We start from the raw sequence: 16,935 nt of genomic DNA on the forward strand, positions 1-16,935 counted from the left end.
GAGGCAAGGACCTCGCTCACAGGCAAGCCAGTCTCTACCGACGGACCGCATCCGGATGTCCCCGGATGCGGTCCCACGTTGCCCGCGCTAGCCAGAACTCGGACACGTCCTGGGGTTTCCTTGAGCCGGGAACCACCGTCCACATGGCGCCGGGCTGGCTCGGGCGCTGGGTGATCGCGGAGCCGATCACGAAGGTCTGCACCGTTATCAACCTCTAAGGGTCTGGCCGCAGGCCGAGCAAAAGCTCCATGGAAGAGGCACGCCATGAGGCTTCTTCCATGGAGCCTTGGCCGATACCTACGTCAGGGGGGGCGGCTTCGCGGTTATACCGTGCCCAGTGTGATCACGGCAAGCCGGCCTTTTCCGTGGACGGTCCGGGGCGAAGGGGCCGCCAGGACCGTGTCCAGAAGCGCCAGTTGGTGGCCTTCGACGGCGGCATGCCCTTCGAAGAGGACAGCCATTTGGCCGGTCTGAAGCTCCATTTCCGGCCCGGACAGTGTTTCTACCCTGACTGACCCGTTCATCGTGCCGGTCATGAAGATCAGGTTGAGATTCCGGACCGGGCCCGCGAGAAGGGAGGCCTCGGTCTTCGCTCCGCCGTCGAAGATAAACGGGCGGAACCGCCCGGGCGAATGTCCCACTCCGTCGACCACCAGGCCGAGGGGCCCGCCTTCGATCACCGTCAGGATCCGCGTGGTGCCGGGGAAGTGCGAGAAGGGCCCGGGCGCCCTTACTTCCGCGACGCTCAGCCGCCAGTCCCAGCCCGCATGGCTGCCGCCGGCACGGGGATCTCCCGCCGTGCCGGCCGCGATTTCCCTGGTGCTCCCGCCGCCGTTCAGCCAGGGAACGGAGCCGAGACCGGCGAAACTGACCACGCCATTCATGTCCGCGACGGCGAACCGAGTTGCACGGGCTCCTCATCGATCACGTAGGCCTCCTCCGCGTGGGCGGCGATATCGATGCCACGCAGTTCGTCCTCCGGATCGATCCGCAGCCCCACGGTGAGCTGGACGATCTTCGCGCTGATCCACGTGACAACGAAGGAGTACACCAGCACCGCGGCCGTGGCCAGGGCCTGCGTTCCGAGGAGCGTGAACCCGCCGCCGTAAAAGAGGCCCGCGGTCTTGTTCGGTGCGGCTTCGATGGCGAACAGCCCGATCAGCAGAGTGCCGATGACGCCGCCCACCAGGTGGACGCCGACGACGTCGAGCGAGTCGTCGAAGCCGAGGCGGAACTTCCACTCGATGGCCAGGGAGCACACAGCCCCGGCGATCGCTCCGATGGCGATGGCGCCCAGTGGGCCGACGGCGCCGCAGGCCGGGGTGATGGCGACCAGGCCGGCGACCAGGCCGGAGGCGGCGCCCACACTGCTGGCCCGTCTGAGACGCAGGCGTTCGACGGCGATCCAACCCAGCAGGGCTGCCGCACCGGCGACTGCCGTGTTGAGGAAGACAACCGCGGCGGAGTTGCCGGCAGCCAGGGCCGAACCGGCGTTGAAACCGAACCAACCCACCCAGAGCAGGCCTGCGCCCACCAGGACCAAGGGGCGGCTGTGCGGACGGACGTGCTCACTCTTCGGCCAGCCGGCGCTGCGGCCCAACACCAGGGAAAGTGCCAGGGCGGCGATTCCGGCGTTGATGTGTACGGCGGTTCCTCCGGCGAAGTCGATCGCCTTAATGCCGTTGAGGATCCAGCCGCCCGTAACGGAGCCATCGGGGGAGCTCAGCGCGAACACCCAGTGCGCCACCGGGAGGTAGACGAGGGTGGACCAAATCCCGGCGAACAGCATCCAGGCGCCGAATTTCATCCGGCCTGCGGCGGCGCCGGCGATGATCGCCGTGGTAATTCCTGCGAAGAGGAGTTGGAAGGCCGCGAACAGGGCAACGGGGATGGGGGCGTCCGGGTTATCTGCCAGCAACTGGTCGAGGCCCGGGTATTGGGTCACGTCGCCGATCAGGCCAAGCTTGCCGACGGAATTGCCGAAAACGGCCGAATAGCCGAAGAGGGCCCAGAGGACGGCGACGACGCTCACGCCGCCGAAGCACATCATCATCATGTTCAGGATGCGGCGGGAACCGACCATGCCTCCGTAAAAGAGTGCCAGGGCCGGGATAAGGATGCAGACCAAGGCCGCTGCGGCCAGGATCCATGCGGTGTGTCCGGTATCCACGGAAACTCCAATCGTTGGGTGCGTTGGGATGGTGAAGGATTGGGATGGTGAAGGAACGGAGAGGTGCTGTCAGGCGCCGAGGAGCCAGCGCGAGGCGGCGTGCCTGTACCGGCTGATGCCTTTGTAGTCGGCCATGTCCTCGGGAAGTTCGGCGAGCACTTTGCCGAGGCGTTCCCGCCAGGCGGGGACCGTGGCCAGTTCTTCGAGGGAGGCCAGGTGGGTGCGGACAAGGAACATCAGGGCTCCCGACCGGGGGAGCCGGACGAGGTGCTGCACTTCGACCCGCAGGTGGAGGCGGGCGGGCAAAGCCGGGTCATCGGCCACCGAGGTTCTGTCCGGCCCCCACTCCGGGTAGGTTTCGATCGAGGTATCGAGGCGGCGGCCCACCGTCATGGTCCAGTTGCTGCGCCGGTAGTCCTGGCCCGGCTGCAGCCTCATGAGGAACTGCTGGGCGCGGGTGATGATCTCTTCCTCGCGGATGCGGGGCACCGGCCCGTGCACCTCCAGGAAGCGCATGCCGACGTCGAAGCCCATGGACCAGTCGGCCGCGAAGGTCACCACTCCGCCGTCGAGCCATAATGCGTCCTCCCGCTGGTCCAGCAGGACGATGTCCTCCTGGACCTGGCTCGACAGGAAACCGAGCGGGCCGCCCGGGAGCGAGGAATCGTCTCCCACCGTGAATTCCCACTCTTCGCCGAGGAGCCGGTTGTTCCAGCGACAGGCCCGGCCGGCGCGGCTGAATTCCATGTCTTCGGGGTATTCCGAGGCCAGAGTCTCCAGGACGGTCAGCAAAGCGTCCCAAGCTGCCGGGCGCATGTGGTCCAGCAGCGCCAGGCGGCTGGGATCGCGCCGCAGGATGGCGTCCCGTTCGGCGAGTTCGGCGCGGTAGTCGCCGTCGATCTCGATCAGCTTGTCTCCCCAGCTTCCGGCGGGGGTTGCCACGGTTGTCAGGGCCGGTTCGACGTTCGCGCTGTAGCGGTACGCGTCCTCTGGGAAGGGGAACGGGAACCGTGCCAGCCGGTGATCCAGGGTTGCAGGGAGGGCGGTGTTCATAGCTCCAGCTCCAGGTGTGGCTCGTGGCTGCGGGAGACGCAGCACATGATGGTGGTGTTGGCGGCCTTATCGCTTTCGGACAAATACAGGTCGCGGTGTTCGGGGCGGCCCTTGCTGACCGGAATGCGGCACTCCCCGCAGACTCCCTGCCGGCACAGGTTCGGCACCGGCACGCCGGAGTTTTCGAGTGCCTCCAACAAGGAGGTGCCGGACGGTACGTCCACGGACCGGCCGGTACGTGCCAGGTGGGCGGTGAAGGGCTTTCCCGGGTCAAGGTCCGCGGCTCCGAAGGCCTCCAGGTGCAGCCGTGATTCGGGCCAGCATGCGGAGCGTGCTTCGGCAATGACGCTGTCCATGAAGCCAAGCGGACCGCAGACGTGCAGGTGCGTGCCAAGCGGCTGTCGCCGCAGTGCTTCGGCCAGCCCGGTCCGGAATGCCTTCCGTTCCGTGAACTCCATGAGAAACAACGACGGCGAACTTCCGCACAAGGCGCGGATGTCCTCCAGATGGGCGGCGTGCCCGGGCCGGAACGAGTAGAGCAGCTCGGCCTCCCGGCCCCAGGCTGCCGCGGCCCGCAGATGGGAAAGAATGGGGGTGATCCCGATCCCGCCGGCGATGAGCAAATGGCGCCGGGCCGTAGCGACGGGCGGGAACGCGCTCCGGGGGCCGGACACTTTGACCCGCTCGCCGTGCCGGAACCGGTGGACGGCAGAGGAACCTCCTCGGCCGTCCGGGCGTAGCTGGACGGAGATGCGGTACTCCTCAGGGGAATCGCCGGACCCCGTGAGGGAGTAGGCGTTGGCCCTGCCCCCGCACTCTATGACGATGTGGCTTCCGGGGATGTAGCTGGGCAGGACCTCCTGCTGTCCAGCGGATATGCGCCGCAGTACGATCTCGCGGATGTCCGGGGCAATGTATTTTGAGTCCGCGACGGCGAGTTCCAGCACGTTCATCGGATGGCCTCCAAGATTCGTCCTACGCCGGCTGGCGTCGTTCTTCCAGCCGGCTCTTCGGCGCCGGCCATGAAGCCCAGGTAGCTTGCGGTCCGGCGCGAAAAATGGTGATAGATCTCAAGGTTCCGGCCGCAGCCGGAGCACGGAACGATGGCCCCGATGCCCTGCAGGGTCGCTGTCCGTGCCTTGCAATGGGGACAAAAGACGCGTTTCGCCCGGTCACTGGTCACCGCCAGGATCAGCTCTTCGCCGACGAGTCCCGATTCGAGGGCAAGAGCCGAAGCCCGCTGCACGTCGACTTGTGGTCCGGCCAGCAGGATCCGAATCCCGACGGCGGCCGAGGTGATGTATTCGTCGAGCCTGCCGATGGCGAAACGGTCCGCTTCTTCCGCAACCACATGGCGTCTCCGCGACGGGGAAGGGGACCGGGCGAGCCACGCATCGGCAGCCGCCCTGCCCTCCTCTCCGAACGACAATGCAAAGAACTCGCGGGCCCGCCCAGGTGGAGCCGGTTCGTTGGTTGCCGGGACGCTGCTGTGCTGCCTCATCTCAGGGAGCGAAGGTGCGGTCGCCGACAAAGAAGCCCACGGCATGGTCCGGCGTCTCGAATTTCACCGTGGTGCCCTGGGGAAAGAAGAGGATGTCGCGTTCCTTGGCAACAGTGGTTTCGCCGCTCGCCATGTCGGTCAGGATGAATTCGCCCTGCACGACGATCTTCATTTCGTCGTAGGTGTACTCGTAGACCAGCGGTTCGCTCTTTTTGAGTTCGAAGAATCCGGCGCACATCGCCGAACCGCCGGGGTTGGCCAGGGAATCTCCGATGAAGGCTTCGGATCCCGGCACGTCCATGCCAGGCAGGCCGAGGTAGCCACTTTCGACTTTCTGGATGGCTCCGGCGGTGCTCAGGGTGCCCATCAGGGTGCTGTCCATTGCTTGCTCCTTGGGTGATGTGTGTAGCGAGGGTCGATCACTAACAAGAAACAATAATCACTGACATTCAACCGCAGTGGGTTTCGGTCGGGTTAATTCGGCGTTGCCCCTCGCGGCGTCCGGCCGAAACACCGTTTTTACATGAAGGGCGTTGTTCTGAAACATTCACTATGAGTAACTGTAGTCAACATAGTTTCCTGACAGGGAACGGATATGGAAAGATTGGATGCACGATGACAGCACTCGTTTCAGACTCCGCCGCCGACCTGGCTGCCTTTAGCCAGGAAGCCCCCGGTCCCTTGGCCGAGCTTGCGGCCGCCCATGGCACGAGGTTCATCCTTGCCACCTTCGTGGACATGAACGGCAAGCCCTGTGCCAAGCTGGTGCCGGTCTCCGCGGTTGCCGAACTTGAGGCCGGGAAGCTCGGCTTCGCCGGTTACGCGGCGGGCCTGATCGGCCAGGACCCGCAGGACGGCGATCTGTGCGCCATGCCGGACCCGGCGAGCTTCACCCCGCTGGACTCGGTGCGTCCGGGCCTTGCGCTGGTCCATTGCGATCCCTACGTGGATGGCAAGCCCTGGCCATTCGCGCCCCGGGTCATTCTGAAGCAGGCGCTGGCGCGGCTTGCGGAGCGGAACATGTCCGCCAAGGCCGGGGCCGAAGTGGAGTACTACCTGGTGACCAAGGACGACGACGGTGTACTCGCCACGGCCGACGCCAAGGACGACGGTGCCCACCCCTGTTACGACGCACGTGGCGTGACCCGGATGTATGAGCACTTGACGGAGATCTCGGACGTCATGAACGGCTTGGGCTGGGGCAATTACGCCAACGACCATGAGGACGGCGCGGGCCAGTTCGAGCAGAACTTCGACTACGACGATGCCCTGGTCACCGCGGACCGCGTGGTCACGCTCCGGTACCTCCTCAACGTCTTCGCCGAGCAGCGCGGCATGGTGGCGACCTTCATGCCCAAGCCGTTCACCAACCGCACGGGAAACGGCCTGCATTTCCACCTTTCGCTCTGGGATGCCGACGGCGGCGGGGAACTTTTCCCGACAGCAGGCGAGGACCCGCATGGGCTGGGTTTTTCAGGAACTGCGTACAGCTTCCTGGCGGGAATTCTGGACCACGCTCCGGCGCTGCAGGCGTTCCTTGCTCCCACGGTCAACTCCTATAAGCGGACCGGGGCGACCAGCACAGAGTCCGGAGCCACCTGGTCCACCAACAAGGCCTCCTACGGCGGCAACGACCGGACCCACATGATCCGGGTTCCCGACACCCACCGCATCGAACTCCGTTCCGGGGACGGTTCCGCCAACCCGTACCTCGCGATCGCTGCCGTCATTGCCGCCGGCCTGGACGGACTGGACCGTCAACTCGATCCGGGAGCGCCGTGCGGGCCTGGAGAACGCCGGCTCGACGCCGCGACCTTGCCGCCCACGCTCCTGCACGCCATGCAGGCACTGCGGGAGGACCCCGTGATCTTGTCCGCGCTCAGCGGATCCGAAGACGTAGGACGCTACTACGCCGCCGCGAAGGAGACCGAGTTCTTCCAGTGGCACAACCAGGTCACCGATTGGGAAGTCGCCCAGTACCTGACCGCCATCTGACCCTGGACCACAACCGCCCGCAACCACCAAAGAAACCAAGGAAGAGGAACACGCCATGTGCGGAATCGCCGCATTGCAGCTTCGCAATCCCCAGCTGCGCCCGAAAATGGGCTCCCTGCTCTCCACCATGCTCTGCGAAATCGTCGACCGCGGCCCGGATTCGGCCGGCCTCGCCGTCTATGACAACCCCGAACTCAACACTCTCGGAAAGAGCACCCTCAGCCTCCTGGGCGCGGATCTGGAGATCAGCTCCGCGGACATCGACGCCCTGCTGGCCGAGCTGCTTCCGGAAGGAGCAACGTCCGAAGTCCGGATTGTCGGAGACACCACCCTCGTCTCTGCAGAAGTCGCCACCGAGGACCTCGCCGGTGCGGTGGCGCGGGCCTACCCGGAAGCGGTCGTCGCCGGACGTGGCGAGCGGGTCACCGTCATGAAGAGCGTGGGCCACCCCGTGGAAGTGGCTGAACGCCACGGACTTGAGGGCATGTACGGCTCCCAGGCCGTGAGCCACACCCGGATGGCGACCGAATCGGCCGTCACCGCGGGCGGTTCGCATCCTTTCTCGGTGGCCAACGACCTGTGCCTGGTGCACAACGGTTCCTTTTCCAACCATGCGTCCGTGCGCCGGGAACTCAAGCGCCTCGGGGTCGAGTTCGATTCCGAGAACGACACCGAGGTGGGCGCCCGTTACGTGGCCCACCGCCTCCAGCAGGGCGACGACCTCGAAACGGCACTGGTGAACCTCGGCAAGGTCCTGGACGGCTTCTACACCCTGGTGGTCACCACAGCGGACAGCATGGCCGTGGTCCGCGATCCCATCGCCTGCAAGCCGGCAATCATCGCCGAAACCGATGACTGGGTGGCCATGGCCTCCGAGTTCCGTGCCCTTGCCGAATTGCCGGGGATCGAGAACGCCCGCATTTTCGAACCCGAGCCCGGCCGTGTTTACACCTGGTCGCTCTGAGTCCGCGCCGATCTTTCCCTACAGTCCCTAAGGAGTCCCAGTGACCACCACCCTTGAAACCAGCCTGACGGCGCAAGGCGCCGAAGCGCCTGTGGAAACATTCGACCTCAAAGTCGACGATGTCCGCGCCCTCAACAAGGCAATCCACCAATCGGCAAACGGCAGGTCCTTCGCCGTCGAACACCCCGGCGGCAAGCACAGCCTCGCGGTCGGCGTGAACGCAAGCCTCGACGTCGAAATCAACGGCCATGCCGGCTACTATGCAGCCGGCATGAACCAGGGCGGGCGCATCACCATCCACGGCAACGCCGGTGTCGGTGTCGCTGAAAACATGATGTCCGGCATCGTCCACGTGACCGGTGATGCCTCCCAGTCCGCCGGTGCCACCGCCCATGGCGGACTGCTGGTCATCGACGGCAACGCCTCGGCGCGGTGCGGAATCTCCATGAAGGGCGTGGACATCGTGGTCGGCGGGAACATCGGCCACATGTCCGCCTTCATGGCCCAGGCAGGACGACTTGTAGTGTGCGGCGATGCCGGGGAGGCCCTGGGCGACTCCATTTACGAGGCCCGAATCTACGTCAAGGGCAAGGTCGCTTCCCTGGGGGCGGACTGCGTCGCGAAGGAGATGCGCGAGGAGCACCTGGCCGAACTCGCAGGCCTCCTCCACGCCGCCGGCCGGGACGGTGACCCCGCGGATTTCACCCGCTACGGCTCCGCCCGCACCCTCTACAACTTCCACGTCGACAACTCCAGCGCCTACTAGGAGACCGCCATGACCCTCACCGCCCCTGACCACACCCAGGCAGTCCCGGCCCTTGCCGCACCTTCCCTCGCGGAGCTCGGCCTGCGCGAATCAGCCACCTTCGATCGAGCCACCATCGCGGACATCCAGCGCGCCGCCGAAACCGGCATTTACGACATCCGCGGCTGGGGCGCCAAGCGCAAGGTTCCGCACTTCGACGACCTGCTCTTCCTCGGCGCCTCCATGTCCCGCTACCCGCTGGAGGGCTACCGCGAAAAGTGCGGCACCGACGTCGTGCTCGGTGGCCGCTACGCCTCCAAGCCCCTGCGCCTGGAGACCCCGGTGACCATCGCCGGCATGAGCTTCGGCGCTCTCTCCGCTAACGCGAAGGAGGCCCTGGGCCGCGGCGCCAGCGCCGTGGGCACCTCCACAACAACGGGCGACGGCGGCATGACGCCTGAGGAGCGCGGCCAGTCCAAGCACCTCGTCTATCAGTACCTGCCCTCCCGCTACGGCATGAACCCCGATGACCTGCGCAAGGCTGACGCCATCGAAGTGGTTCTCGGCCAGGGCGCGAAGCCGGGCGGCGGCGGCATGCTCCTGGGCCAGAAGATCACCGAACGCGTGGCCGGAATGCGCACGCTGCCGATCGGCATCGACCAGCGCTCGGCCTGCCGGCACCCCGACTGGACCGGCCCGGACGACCTCGAGATCAAGATCGCCGAACTGCGGGAAATCACCGACTGGGAGAAGCCGATCTACGTCAAGATCGGTGCTTCGCGCCCCTACTACGACACCGCGCTGGCCGTGAAGTCCGGCGCGGACGTCGTGGTCCTTGACGGCATGCAGGGCGGAACCGCCGCCACCCAGCAAGTCTTCATCGAAAACGTCGGCATCCCCACGCTCGCCGCCATCCCGCAGGCTGTCCAGGCGCTGCAGGAGCTCGGCATGCACCGCAAGGTCCAGCTCATCGTCTCCGGCGGCATCCGCACCGGCGCCGACGTCGCCAAGGCCATGGCCCTGGGTGCGGACGCCGTCGCCATCGGCACGGCCGCGCTCATCGCCCTCGGCGACAACAACCCGCGCTACGCCGCCGAATACGCAAAGCTCGGCTCCGCGGCCGGCTTCTACGACGACTTCCAGGACGGCCGCGACCCCGCGGGCATCAGCACCCAGGACCCGGAGCTGTCCGCGCGGCTGGACCCCGTGGCCGGCGGGCGCCGCATCGCCAACTACCTCCGCGTACTGACCATGGAGGCCCAGACCATCGCACGTGCCTGCGGCAAGGCCCACCTGCACAACCTGGAACCGGAGGACTTGGTGGCACTGACCATCGAGTCGGCCGCGATGGCCCGCGTCCCGCTCGCCGGCACCTCCTGGGTTCCCGGCGCCACGGGTACGGGTTTCTGATGGACAGCTATGACTACGTCGTGGTGGGTGCCGGTCTTGCCGGTGCCGCCACGGCGTGGCGTCTGGCCGCCCGCGGGCACCAGGTCGCCGTCGTCGAACGCAGTGAACCCGCGAACGACGACGGCAGCTCGCACGGATCCGCGCGGATCTTCCGGTACGCCTACGCGGAGTCCGGGTACTCGGCCATGGTCAAGGAATCCCTGTCCGGGTGGGCGGAACTCGAAGGCCTCGCCGGGGATCCCCTGATCATCCCGACAGGCTGCGTGGACTACGGCCAGGACCGCGAACCGGAGGGACTCGCCGCCGTGCTCTCCGAGGTTGGCGTGGACCACGAACTGCTGTCCGCCGATGACGCCCGCAGCCGCTGGCCGCAGTTTGCCTTCGACACGGAGGTGCTCTGGCACTCCGGCGCGGGAGTGCTCGACGCCCACCGGACGGTCCACACCATGGTGAGTGCCGCCGTCGGGCTCGGAGCGCATTTCTACGGGAACTGGCCGCTGGCCTCCGCACGCCGCTCGGGCGCCGGGTTCCTGCTCACCAACGGGCGCGGCGAACAGCTGCGGGCCGGGCATCTGGTGGTCGCCGCAGGCGGCTGGCTCCCGGGGCTGCTGGGCGGATTGGACCTCCCGACGGCGTTCCTCGCCGCACTGCCTACGTTCAAGGTCATGCAGGAGACGGCGTTCCACTTCCCTTACAAAGAACAGCCGGCTCCCGGGGACAGCTGGCCCACCTTCATCCACAAACTGCCCGGCATCCAGACCTATGGACTGCCCGGCGGCCGGGACGCGGACTTCCGGGGCCAGAAGCTGGCCGAATTCAACGGCGGCAAGGCCATCCCGGATGCCTCCGCGCACGACCACCTGATCGATCCGGCCCACCGTGCCCGCATCATCGACTACGTCAAGCAGTACGTTCCAGGCCTGGTTCCTGAGCCCTATGCCGAGACCACCTGCTTGTTCACCAACACCCCCACGGAGGATTTCGTCATCGACAGCACCGACGGCATCACCGTGCTCTCACCCTGCAGCGGCCACGGCGCCAAGTTCGCGCCCCTTCTTGGCACCCTCGCGGCAGACCTCGCCACCGGGGCAGGTTACGTTCCCTCGCGGTTCCGCCCCACCCTCGCAGCAGCAGGACGCGGCGCATGACGGCAACTGTCTCGGGCCTCATGGCCGAAATCGCAGACACCGGCCGCGACGACGCCCGGGGCGGGTACAGCCGGCCCGTGTATTCGACTGCGGAACAGGACCTGCGGGAATGGTTCTCCGAGCAGGCGCGGCGGCGCGGCCTGGATACCGGAACCGACAGCAACGGCATCATCTGGGCCTGGTGGGATACCCCGTTCGGAGTCCGGGATGACGCGGTGGTGACCGGAAGCCACCTTGACTCCGTGCCCGGAGGCGGCGCATTCGACGGTCCGCTGGGGGTGGCCTCCGCACTCGCCGCCGTCGACCTCCTGCGGGAGCGCGGGTTGACCCCGGCCAAGCCGATCGCGCTCGCGGTCTTCCCGGAAGAAGAGGGCTCGCGCTTCGGCGTCGCCTGCCTTGGCTCGAGGCTGCTCACCGGTGCCATCGATCCGGACAAAGCCAGGAACCTCCGCGACCCGGATGGAAACACCTTCGCCGACGTCGCTGCCGCCGCCGGCCTGGATCCGCGCCACGTGGGCCCGGACCCGGACGCGCTCGGCCGCATCGGCTCCTTCGTGGAACTGCACGTGGAGCAGGGCCGCGGCCTGATCGACCTCGACCAGTCGGTGGGCATCGGCTCGTCCATTCTTGGCCACGGCCGCTGGCGGCTGCGGGTGCTGGGGCAGGGAAACCACGCCGGCACCACCCTCATGGAGGACAGGCACGATCCCATGGTTGCCGCCGCCGGGATCGTCACAGCCGTGCGCGACTGCGCCCTGCGCCACCCCGGCGCGCGGGCCACGGTGGGGCGGATGGTGCCCGTTCCCGGCGGAACCAACGTGATCGCGTCCGCCGTCGATCTGTGGCTCGACGTCCGGCATGCCGACGACGCCGTGACGGCCGCCGTCGTCGAAGCCATCCACGCCGAGTCCCTCCGGGTGGCGGCGGCGGAAGGCTGCACTGTCCGGCTCACCGAGGAATCATTGAGCCCCACCGTCCACTTCGACCCGGCACTGCGCTCGCGGCTTGGCGGCTTGCTGCCCGGCGCGCCGGTCCTGGACACCGGGGCCGGCCACGACGCCGGGGTTTTGGCGGCGGCCCTGCCTACCGCCATGCTCTTCGTCCGGAACCCCACCGGAGTTTCGCACTCGCCTGAGGAGCACGTGGAAGACGACGACGCCGAGGCCGGGGCACGCGCGTTGGCGGACGTTCTGCAGGGGCTGGCAGGAAAGGGCTGAGGAACCTGATGCAGTGGCGGCAGGCATGGCAGTAGCAGGAATTGCGGGGACGCACGCCATGCCTGCCTATACTCAATCCATGTCAACCAGGGAGGCCGAAGGCCCACAGCAGGGCGAAGCCGAGCCAACGGACACCCAGGAACCCGCGGGTCCGGGTTCGCTTGAGGCCGTCATTGCCTCGCAGGTCAAGCGGTACCGGACGGAGGCGGGAATGTCCGCGGCCGAGCTCGCAGTCCGGACGGGCCTTTCCAAGGCGATGGTCTCCAAGATCGAGTCGGCAAGCACCTCGTGCTCGCTGACCACTCTCCAGCGCCTCGCCCAGGGCCTCAACGTGCCCGTCACTTCACTGTTCCAGGGGGCGGACACCGAGCGGGAAGCGACCCTGACCCGTGCCGGCGAGGGCAGCGTCACGGTCCGCACCGGCACAAGGCACGGCCACGAATACCGCTCCCTCGGCTCCCTGAAGCGCCGGGAGAACGCGGTTGAGCCCAGCCTCGTCACCCTGACGAGTGCCTCGGACATCTTCCCGCAGTTCCAGCACACCGGCACGGAGTTCATCTACATGCTCGAAGGACGGATGGTCTACGGCCACGGCTCCTACGAGTACGAGCTCGCCGCCGGGGACTCCTTGGTCTTTGAGGGCGAGGGCCCCCACGGTCCGCTGCGCCTGATCGAGCTGCCGATCCGCTTCCTGGCAGTCGCTGCGCACTAGGATGTTGCGAGATTGACAAAGCGTATCCCGTTCCCATGGGCCACAGCCTAGACGTTGCACCCCAGACGACGCCGTGGTTGCTCGGTGTTGGGTGATCGCCCGGATTCGACTACTGCAAGAAGTCCAGGTCCGCGCCGTCGGAAGCCTGGGTGACGCTCGAGGCGTAGAGCCTGCTCCAACCGCGTTCGGGCAGGGGCGGGGCTGCAAATGCGGCCCGGCGGCGGGCGAGTTCCTTGTCATCGACCAGCAGGTCCACGGTGCGGTTGGGCACGTCGACGCGAATGGGATCGCCGTCGCGTACCAGGGCAAGCGGCCCGCCCAGCGCGGCTTCCGGAGTGCAATGCAGCACGATCGTGCCGTAGGCGGTGCCGCTCATCCGGCCGTCGGAAATCCGCACCATATCCTTGACGCCTTGTTCGGCCAGGTACCTCGGGATGGGGATGGACCCGGCTTCCGGCATGCCCGCCCCCACCGGCCCGATGTTGCGCATCACCAGAACATGGCCGGGAGTGAGGGCCAGGGATTCGTCGTCCAGCCGGGCCTCAAGGTCTTCGAGGGAGTCGAAAACGCAGGCAGGGCCTTCGTGAACCAGCAAATGGCCGGACGCGGCCGCAGCTTTGATGACCGCGCCATCCGGGGCCAGGGAGCCGCGCAATGCGACCAGCGAGCCGGACGGACCCAAAGGGTTGTCCAGGGTGCGGATCGTGTCCTGCCAGGGTTGCGGACCTGTCATGCCGTCCAGAACTTCGCCGAGGGTTTCGCCGGTAATGGTGAGGGCGTCGAGATCGAGCAGCGGCTCAAGCGCCTTCAACAAAGCCGGCACGCCGCCGTCGCGATGCATGTCCGGAAGGTAGTTCCTGCCGGCAGGCTTGCAGTCCACCAGGAGCGGGACGCCGGCGGCGATCCGGTGGATGTCTTCGAGCGACAGCTCGATCTTCAGCCGCCGCGCGATGGCTGTTAGGTGGATCACGGCATTGGTGGAACCGGAAACCGCAGCGAGGACCGCCGCGGCGTTGCGGAATGACCCTTCGCTCAGGAGGTGGGACGGCCGGCGGTCTGCGACGGCGATCTCCACCGCGCGTCGTCCGGTTGCCACGGCGAGGCGCAGTCGCTGGGACGAGACCGCGGGAGCCGTTCCCGAAAACGGGAGACCCATGCCCAGGGCCTCGACAATGCAGGCCATGGTGGACGCCGTCCCCATCACCATGCAGGTCCCGGCGGTGGGGGCCAGTTCCTGGCTGACCTCGGCGATCGACTCTTCGTTGAGCCGTCCGCCGCGGTAGTCGCTCCACATCCGGCGGCAGTCCGTGCAGGCGCCGAGGCGCTCGCCTTTGTACGAACCCACGGACATGGGGCCGACCACCAGTGAAATCGCCGGAACATCGGCGCTCGCCGCGGCCATGAGCTCTGCGGGGACTGTCTTGTCACAGCCGCCCAGCAGGACCACAGAGTCCATCGGCTGGGATTTGATCTGCTCTTCCAGCTCCATGGCCATCAGGTTGCGAAACAGCATGGTGGTCGGACTGGTGAGGATTTCGCCCAGGGACATCACGGGGAAGACGAACGGCAGTCCGCCGGCTTCCATGACGCCGCGTTTGACGTGCTCGATCAGCTGCGGCATGTCGCGGTGGCACGTGGTGTAGTCCGATGCCGTGTTGACGATGCCGACCACCGGGCGGCTGAGGTCTTCGGCGTCGAGTCCTGCCGAGGCGAGGAAGGTGCGGCGGAGGAACTTGCTGAAGCCGGGGTCGCCGTAGCTGGTCAGCCTGCGGTCCACGCCGCGCGGGGTGTCGTTCCCGCTGGGTGCTTCCTTCGCCGGAGTTTGCATGGGTCTACTTGCCGCTCAGCAGGGTGTCGAGGAAGCGGTCCAGTTCGACGGCGACGGCGGCGTCGCCCGGGTGCGGAGCCTCGGCGGCGTTCCCCTGTTCGAGGTAGAGGCCTTCCCAGGGCAAGCAGCTGATCGTTGAGGAGCTGATCGGCGAGGAGCTGTGCTCCTCGCTGACGGGACGCGGCGCGTGGTCCACGCTGGTGGACTTGCGGGAGATGAACGGGGCGGAGAAGCGGTGTGCGATGGCCATGATGGCTTCCTCTCTGAAGCTGACGGGCTATCCAAAATTGAACGTGACGTTCATTTAATGAACGTTGTTGAAAGTATGGCATGGGTCACAGGGTGTTTGCAAGGGTCCGCCGGCCGCCTTGTGCCGCGGAGGGGATGGGTTGTCATGGCCCTTCGCCTAGCGGCGACCCGGGTGGGTTCCATCGCGGAGATCCCTAATCCGCCATGTCGGGAAATAGCGGTCCGCTGTAGTCCACGGCCGGCGCCGCCGCCTTGGGTGAATCATCCCTGGCCGCCACGAAGTTGGCTGCATCCCGATTTTCCCTACTGACCCTGTCTCGACGTGTCATTGCGGATCACTCCTCTAGATTTGAACGTGGCGTTCAAAATATGAACTAACTTCAGTGTGGCATGTATCACAAGAAAGTCAAGAGAAAATGAACGCGATGTTCAATTTGTGAAAGCTCTGCCTCTCCATCCAGGGATCGCGACCTTCCAATCCAGTGGCTTGCGGCCGGATGGGCCGGGAAGGCCATTGGCGCAGATGATCACCCTGTCGCCCCGGAGCAGTGTTGTTTCGCGTTCCAGGGGTTCGCATCCTGCGGCGGTGACGCGTTGGCAAGGTGCGCCGCGGATAGCGCCCGTCAATGTTTTCGGTTTACCGTTGACAATCTCGTTTCGAGGATCGTATGTTGAACGTCACGTTCACCTTGTGATCTGAATCAAGTGGGCGCTCCATTCATCAACCTCAGCGGATACGAACAAAGGAATGCCGTGAGCATTAGTACGGAAGAAGGGGTCGGTATGGACAAGCTGCCGTCCAGCAATGTGCCGACCAGCAAGGAACTGCCGGCAACGATGGCTGCGGTGCTGCTTACCGGCCACGGTGGCCTGGAGAAACTCGAGTACCGCACGGACGTTGCTGTCCCGCTTCCGGGCGACGGCGAAGTCCTCATCCAGGTCGCCGCGGCAGCCATCAACAACACTGACATCAACACCCGGATCGGCTGGTACTCAAAAGCCGTCGATTCCGGAACGAATGCTGGCGGTGCTGCGGGTTTCGCCGAGATCACCGATTCCGACGCCGCTTGGTCCGGTGAGGCGCTGACGTTCCCCCGGATCCAGGGCGCCGATGTCGCCGGCCGCATCGTCGCCGTCGGCGCCGGTGTTCCGGAGGAACGGATCGGCGAGCGGGTATTGGTGCGGAACATGCTGCGTACGTATGTCGGGTACCGCCCGTACGAATGCTGGACGTTCGGCAGTGAATGCGACGGCGGATTCGCCCAGTTCGCTGCTGCTCCGGCCCGCGAAACCTACGCGGTGAATTCCGACTGGAGCGACGCGGGTCTGGCAGCCATCCCTTGCGCCTACTCGACGGCGGAAAACATGCTGCACCGTGCAGGCGTCGGCGCCGAGTGCGTTCTGGTCACCGGAGCATCCGGTGGAGTGGGCCTTGCCGCCGTCCAGTTGGCCAAGCGCCGTGGTGCAACCGTGACTGCAGTCTGTTCCGCTGAAAAAGCCGAGCAGGTCCGGGCCGAAGGCGCAGACCGGACCGTCGACCGAGGAAGCGATCTCGTTGCCGAGCTCGGAAGCAACTCGTTCGACGTCGTCATCGACATGGTCGGCGGCAGCCAAGCGGGTCAACTTCTGGAACTGCTCCGGTCCGGCGGCCGGTACGCCATCGCAGGCGCGATTTCCGGCCCCCTGGCGCAGATCGACCTGCGCACCATCTACCTCAAGGACCTGAGCCTGCTCGGCTGTACCTTCCAGGAAGACGAGGTCTTCGAAAACCTGATCGGCTACATCGAAGCAAACGGGATCCACCCCGTGGTCTCGAAGACCTACCCTTTGGCCGACATCGCCCGGGCGCAGGAAGACTTCCTGTCCAAGAAGCACACCGGAAAGCTCGTCCTCATCCCACCGGCCGTGAACGCGGCCAACCCCAACGGAACGGAGATCTGACA

Annotated in this window: 17 protein-coding genes; 9 read left to right on the plus strand and 8 right to left on the minus strand. The window is 66.3% G+C overall.

All coding sequences use genetic code 11. From position 1 onward, the window contains the following. Positions 1-65 precede the first annotated feature (65 nt). A complete protein-coding gene (locus J1902_RS04610) occupies positions 66-218 on the plus strand; it encodes a hypothetical protein (protein WP_207615068.1) in 153 nt (50 codons plus the stop codon). A gap of 105 nt (positions 219-323) precedes the next feature. On the opposite strand, the gene J1902_RS04615 is transcribed toward J1902_RS04610, so the two are convergent. The 6 genes from J1902_RS04615 to J1902_RS04640 form a co-directional block, all read right to left on the minus strand. Continuing rightward, positions 324-875, minus strand: coding sequence for a HutD/Ves family protein (locus tag J1902_RS04615; RefSeq protein ID WP_207615069.1), 552 nt, complete (start codon positions 873-875; stop codon positions 324-326). A gap of 5 nt (positions 876-880) precedes the next feature. Next, positions 881-2,170, minus strand: a complete 1,290-nt coding sequence (locus J1902_RS04620; protein WP_207615070.1) for an ammonium transporter — start codon at positions 2,168-2,170, stop codon at positions 881-883. Positions 2,171-2,239: 69 nt separating this feature from the next. Then, a complete protein-coding gene (locus J1902_RS04625; protein WP_207615071.1) occupies positions 2,240-3,223 on the minus strand; it encodes a heme-dependent oxidative N-demethylase family protein in 984 nt (327 codons plus the stop codon). Next, positions 3,220-4,176, minus strand: coding sequence for a PDR/VanB family oxidoreductase (locus J1902_RS04630; RefSeq protein ID WP_207615072.1), 957 nt, complete (start codon positions 4,174-4,176; stop codon positions 3,220-3,222). Before J1902_RS04630 ends, J1902_RS04625 begins: the two co-directional genes overlap by 4 nt. Beyond that, positions 4,173-4,574 (minus strand): dimethylamine monooxygenase subunit DmmA family protein, encoded by a 402-nt coding sequence (locus J1902_RS04635; RefSeq protein ID WP_207615073.1) that lies wholly within the window; start codon positions 4,572-4,574, stop codon positions 4,173-4,175. Before J1902_RS04635 ends, J1902_RS04630 begins: the two co-directional genes overlap by 4 nt. A gap of 151 nt (positions 4,575-4,725) precedes the next feature. Further along, entirely contained in the window at positions 4,726-5,106 is a 381-nt protein-coding gene (locus J1902_RS04640; protein ID WP_207615074.1) for a cupin domain-containing protein, read from the minus strand. Positions 5,107-5,339: 233 nt separating this feature from the next. Between J1902_RS04640 and glnT the strand changes: the two genes are divergently transcribed. From glnT to J1902_RS04675, 7 genes are all read left to right on the plus strand, one after another. Then, positions 5,340-6,719 (plus strand): type III glutamate--ammonia ligase, encoded by a 1,380-nt coding sequence (gene glnT, locus J1902_RS04645; RefSeq protein WP_207615075.1) that lies wholly within the window; start codon positions 5,340-5,342, stop codon positions 6,717-6,719. Positions 6,720-6,774: 55 nt separating this feature from the next. Continuing rightward, positions 6,775-7,683, plus strand: coding sequence for a class II glutamine amidotransferase domain-containing protein (locus J1902_RS04650; RefSeq protein ID WP_207615076.1), 909 nt, complete (start codon positions 6,775-6,777; stop codon positions 7,681-7,683). 40 nt (positions 7,684-7,723) lie between these two features. Then, a complete protein-coding gene (locus J1902_RS04655; RefSeq protein ID WP_307794369.1) occupies positions 7,724-8,449 on the plus strand; it encodes a GltB/FmdC/FwdC-like GXGXG domain-containing protein in 726 nt (241 codons plus the stop codon). Between the two features lie 9 nt (positions 8,450-8,458). Then, positions 8,459-9,838, plus strand: coding sequence for an FMN-binding glutamate synthase family protein (locus tag J1902_RS04660; protein WP_207615077.1), 1,380 nt, complete (start codon positions 8,459-8,461; stop codon positions 9,836-9,838). After that, the gene (locus tag J1902_RS04665) at positions 9,838-10,986 is read left to right on the plus strand and encodes an FAD-dependent oxidoreductase (RefSeq protein WP_207615078.1); all 1,149 of its coding nucleotides are present in this window, start codon (positions 9,838-9,840) and stop codon (positions 10,984-10,986) included. Before J1902_RS04660 ends, J1902_RS04665 begins: the two co-directional genes overlap by 1 nt. Beyond that, entirely contained in the window at positions 10,983-12,203 is a 1,221-nt protein-coding gene (locus J1902_RS04670; RefSeq protein WP_207615079.1) for an allantoate amidohydrolase, read from the plus strand. Before J1902_RS04665 ends, J1902_RS04670 begins: the two co-directional genes overlap by 4 nt. A 79-nt stretch (positions 12,204-12,282) precedes the next feature. Next, positions 12,283-12,915, plus strand: a complete 633-nt coding sequence (locus J1902_RS04675; protein WP_207615080.1) for a helix-turn-helix domain-containing protein — start codon at positions 12,283-12,285, stop codon at positions 12,913-12,915. Positions 12,916-13,024: 109 nt separating this feature from the next. On the opposite strand, the gene J1902_RS04680 is transcribed toward J1902_RS04675, so the two are convergent. Together J1902_RS04680 and J1902_RS04685 are read right to left on the minus strand one after the other, a co-directional pair. After that, on the minus strand, positions 13,025-14,743 hold the full coding sequence (locus J1902_RS04680; RefSeq protein WP_207615081.1) for a dihydroxy-acid dehydratase: 1,719 nt from the start codon (positions 14,741-14,743) through the stop codon (positions 13,025-13,027). Positions 14,744-14,747: 4 nt separating this feature from the next. After that, positions 14,748-14,993 carry a hypothetical protein gene (locus J1902_RS04685; RefSeq protein ID WP_207615082.1) on the minus strand — a complete coding sequence of 82 codons (246 nt, stop codon included), beginning with the start codon at positions 14,991-14,993 and terminating at the stop codon, positions 14,748-14,750. Between the two features lie 752 nt (positions 14,994-15,745). Between J1902_RS04685 and J1902_RS04690 the strand changes: the two genes are divergently transcribed. Next, on the plus strand, positions 15,746-16,933 hold the full coding sequence (locus J1902_RS04690) for an alcohol dehydrogenase family protein (protein ID WP_307794370.1): 1,188 nt from the start codon (positions 15,746-15,748) through the stop codon (positions 16,931-16,933). Positions 16,934-16,935: the final 2 nt, after the last annotated feature.

Origin of the sequence: Arthrobacter cavernae, from assembly GCF_017368795.1 — a bacterium.
GTDB classification, from domain to species: Bacteria; Actinomycetota; Actinomycetes; order Actinomycetales; family Micrococcaceae; genus Arthrobacter; species Arthrobacter cavernae.